Source organism: Pseudomonas sp. NPDC087615 (assembly GCF_044743445.1).
In the GTDB taxonomy this organism is placed as follows: domain Bacteria; phylum Pseudomonadota; class Gammaproteobacteria; order Pseudomonadales; family Pseudomonadaceae; genus Aquipseudomonas; species Aquipseudomonas baetica_A.
In genome coordinates, this window is sequence record NZ_JBIUWM010000119.1 from 1 (window position 1) to 3,583 (window position 3,583).

General features: G+C 51.7%; 4 protein-coding genes and 3 tRNA genes. All 7 read right to left on the minus strand.

What is annotated here, in order from left to right; genetic code table 11:
- Nucleotides 1–765, minus strand: a 765-nt coding sequence (locus ACIOU6_RS27680) for an elongation factor Tu (RefSeq protein WP_401139907.1), incomplete at its 3' end; no start/stop codon positions are given.
- 85 nt (nt 766–850) lie between these two features.
- A tRNA-Thr gene (locus tag ACIOU6_RS27685) sits at nt 851–926 on the minus strand.
- Nucleotides 927–952: 26 nt separating this feature from the next.
- A tRNA-Gly gene (locus ACIOU6_RS27690) sits at nt 953–1,026 on the minus strand.
- Between the two features lie 25 nt (nt 1,027–1,051).
- Nucleotides 1,052–1,136 (minus strand) — tRNA-Tyr (locus ACIOU6_RS27695).
- Nucleotides 1,137–1,279: 143 nt separating this feature from the next.
- Nucleotides 1,280–1,714 carry a hypothetical protein gene (locus ACIOU6_RS27700; RefSeq protein ID WP_401139909.1) on the minus strand — a complete coding sequence of 145 codons (435 nt, stop codon included), beginning with the start codon at nt 1,712–1,714 and terminating at the stop codon, nt 1,280–1,282.
- Nucleotides 1,715–1,721: 7 nt separating this feature from the next.
- A complete protein-coding gene (locus ACIOU6_RS27705) occupies nt 1,722–2,471 on the minus strand; it encodes a pantothenate kinase (RefSeq protein ID WP_221734411.1) in 750 nt (249 codons plus the stop codon).
- Nucleotides 2,461–3,414: a bifunctional biotin--[acetyl-CoA-carboxylase] ligase/biotin operon repressor BirA gene (gene birA, locus ACIOU6_RS27710; RefSeq protein WP_401139912.1), complete on the minus strand. Its 954-nt coding sequence runs from the start codon at nt 3,412–3,414 to the stop codon at nt 2,461–2,463. Before birA ends, ACIOU6_RS27705 begins: the two co-directional genes overlap by 11 nt.
- Nucleotides 3,415–3,583: the final 169 nt, after the last annotated feature.

Consider the following 3,583-nt stretch of genomic DNA (forward strand, 5'->3'; position numbering starts at 1 on the left):
GTTAGTGTCACGCAGACCAACGCTGTCCAGTGGATCTTGAACCTTGACGATACCGCGCTCGATACGACCGGTCACAACAGTACCACGACCCGAGATCGAGAATACGTCTTCGATTGGCATCAGGAACGGCTTGTCGATAACACGAACTGGATCCGGGATGTAGCTATCCAGAGTCTCAACCAGTTTACGAACGGACGTGGTACCCATTTCGTTATCGTCTTTACCTTCCAGAGCCATACGAGCAGAACCGATGATGATCGGAGTGTCGTCACCTGGGAAGTCGTAAGTGCTCAGCAGATCGCGCACTTCCATCTCAACCAGCTCCAACAGCTCAGCGTCGTCTACCAGGTCAGCCTTGTTCAGGTAAACCACGATGTACGGAACGCCAACCTGGCGGGACAGCAGGATGTGCTCACGGGTTTGCGGCATCGGACCATCAGCGGCCGAGCAAACCAGAATAGCGCCGTCCATCTGAGCAGCACCAGTGATCATGTTCTTCACATAGTCAGCGTGACCTGGGCAGTCAACGTGAGCGTAGTGACGGATCAGCGAGTTGTATTCAACGTGCGCGGTGTTGATGGTGATACCACGAGCTTTTTCTTCCGGCGCACTGTCGATCTTGTCGAAGTCGACGATTGCCGAACCGAAAACCTCGGAGCAAACGCGAGTCAGAGCAGCAGTCAGAGTGGTTTTACCGTGGTCAACGTGACCGATGGTCCCTACGTTAACATGGGGTAGGGAACGATCAAATTTTTCCTTAGCCATCGATATCACCCTCAAACAGAAGAATTAGACAAACAATATCAACCATTAAAACAAAGGCAGATATTTTCATATCTGCCTTGTTATATGGAGCTCTTGAGCGGATTTGAACCGCTGACCTCACCCTTACCAAGGGTGTGCTCTACCAACTGAGCTACAAGAGCAAAACAATTCGCACAACCTGCAAGCCTGGAGCGGGTAGCGGGAATCGAACCCGCATCATCAGCTTGGAAGGCTGAGGTTCTACCACTAAACTATACCCGCAGAGCCTGCAGCTCACGCTTAAATCTGGTGGAGGGAGAAGGATTCGAACCTTCGAAGTCGTAGACGTCAGATTTACAGTCTGATCCCTTTGGCCGCTCGGGAACCCCTCCTAATCAGGCCGGCATTTTATACTATGCTAGGCCACTGTCAAGCATTTTCTCATTTAAAAACCTGAGGTTAGCTGCATTGACATCACTCTTTCATGACCACCTCTTCAGGTCTTCACTGTGGAGCGGGCGCCATTCTATGCAAACTATTCGGCAGGTGCAACCCCTTCGCACAGCATTATTTTATGTTTTAACTCATTGAATTCCTTGGAAAGGTTTCGCAACTGATCATTACCCAACAATCGCTGGCCTTCAGGTGCGATACGCAGCCAGTATCCTGTTGCCGGACGCTCATCAGACAATGGCGAAGCCTTGATATTCATCTCTGCCAATCGACGCCCCAACGCTTCAACCAAATCCTGACGAGCAAATCCCCCCAAATAAAGACAGCGCCCCTCAGAGCGCTGACCGGCATTCTCCCGAGGAGCGTACAGACTCTCGCTGAGCAAACGAATGTCATGCTGGGATCCTTTATACAAACTCAGCGGGGTGACATCTTTTGCACGCAAAGGTGCTTCCTGCTGATGCCAGACGTAATAAAAAGCATTGAGAACAAGGAACAGCAGGAACAACCAACGCATACAGACCTCAGGATAAAGGACACGCCATAGCCAAGCCTACGAACACCAGGTCGGGAACAACCCTGGCCTCTGGCGCAACATCTGCTACTAATACGGCATCCCCCCCTGTAAGAAATACAGTGAAGCTCTCCCCCCAATAGGCTCGCGCCATTTCCATCTGAGTGAGCACGAACCCTTTTAGCATCAAAGAGCAACCACGCTCCACCGCCTCAACAGTACTCCGTCCGGGAGCTTGGCTTGTCAATGCGCGCTCAGCCGCGAGATCACCGTATCGAATCTTTCGCGTATGGGTTCGCAACTGGTTACGCATCAACGGCATGCCAGGACAAATAAAGCCCCCGAGATGTTCCCCATCTTCCGCGATGAAGTCCGCCGTTACCGCAGTGCCAAAATCCAGCACCAGACATGCACCTTCAGCCAAATGGAATCCGCCGAGCATCGCCAACCAACGATCAAGCCCTAAGCGCTCGTAATCCTCATAACCGTTTCTAACACCAGACATTTCACGAGCGGGCTTTGCACATATAACTGTCAGATCGAAATCTCGCCGAAGCATTTCGATTAACGCTTCCGTCTCCTCGAGAGTACGAACACTAACAAGACGGCATTTGCTTAACGACAATCCAGCTAGAGCAAATAGACCATCACGCAGGGCCTGATCAGAGTCAACCACACCCTCAGCGATCAAAACTGCAGCCTCGGCACTCAGCACGCGCCACTTTATGAAGCTGTTGCCACAATCAAGCTCAAGAATCATCACGCAACCTCAGGCTGAGCTCGCCACCGCTAAAGACCTTTTCCACGCCACTCACCTGTAAACGTAGCGCACCTTGGCTATCGATCCCCAGCACAACACCATCTATTCGGTTGACACCAGCAATCAACGACACTGATCGCTCCTGCCATAAATGGTTTTCCTCCCATTCCGCCTGGAGAACTGAAAAACCTCCGACTTGCTGACGCTGTATGTATGAGCGCAACTGCTCGCTTAACTCGAAAACCAGAACATTACGATCGCAAGCTTTGCCGGACTCAAGCCGCATGGAAGTCCATTGCTGATCAACCTCCTCTGCAACCTGCATATTTACGTTAATACCTATACCTAGCACCACGTGACACACATCAGCCGGATCCCCAACCAACTCCAGCAAAATACCGGCAATTTTCTTATTGCCGACGAGAACATCGTTAGGCCACTTCAAACCCGCGCCAGTGACTCCCAACTTTTGCAGTGTTCGCATGACTGCCAACCCAACAACAAGACTCAAGCCCTCAAGCTGGCGCATCCCACCGTCAATTCGCAGAACGAGACTGTAATAAAGGTTTTCGGCAAACGGGCTAACCCACTTACGCCCTCTACGCCCACGTCCAGAAATCTGTCGCTCAGCAAGCACTAAAAATGGCGCTGCCTGGCCCCGGCCAATGGCGCGCAAAGCCTCAGCATTAGTTGAATCGATAGAATCAAAAACCGCGATTGGCCAACTCTCTTTCATCCCCGCTACTTTAAGAGGATCGATCAACACAAGCGGCGCAGCCAACTGATAGCCCCGCCCCCGAACCTTGTGAATGGACAGCCCAAGCTCAGCCTCCAAGTGCTGAAGCTGCTTCCATACCGCACTTCGACTAATTCCCAAGGCGGCGCCTAGGTCCTGACCAGAATGGAATCGCCCATCCTTCAGAAGATTCAACAACGTCAGCATGTAGGTCTCGCCTCACAGTGAGGCCCGAATAATAGCCATGCGCCGGGCCGTTGCATAGAAAACAAGCAGACACATTTCCTGCGGGCAAAACAAAACCCCAACTGCTTTCGCAATTGGGGTTTCGGAATTTAATCTTGACGATGACCTACTCTCACATGGGGAAACCCCA

What these genes read in the sequence shown, in the direction of transcription:
- ACIOU6_RS27700 (WP_401139909.1), bottom strand. Translation starts at nt 1,714, where the DNA reads ATGCGTTGGTTGTTCCTGCTGTTCCTTGTTCTCAATGCTTTTTATTAC.
- ACIOU6_RS27705 (WP_221734411.1), bottom strand. Translation starts at nt 2,471, where the DNA reads ATGATTCTTGAGCTTGATTGTGGCAACAGCTTCATAAAGTGGCGCGTG.
- birA (WP_401139912.1), bottom strand. Translation starts at nt 3,414, where the DNA reads ATGCTGACGTTGTTGAATCTTCTGAAGGATGGGCGATTCCATTCTGGT.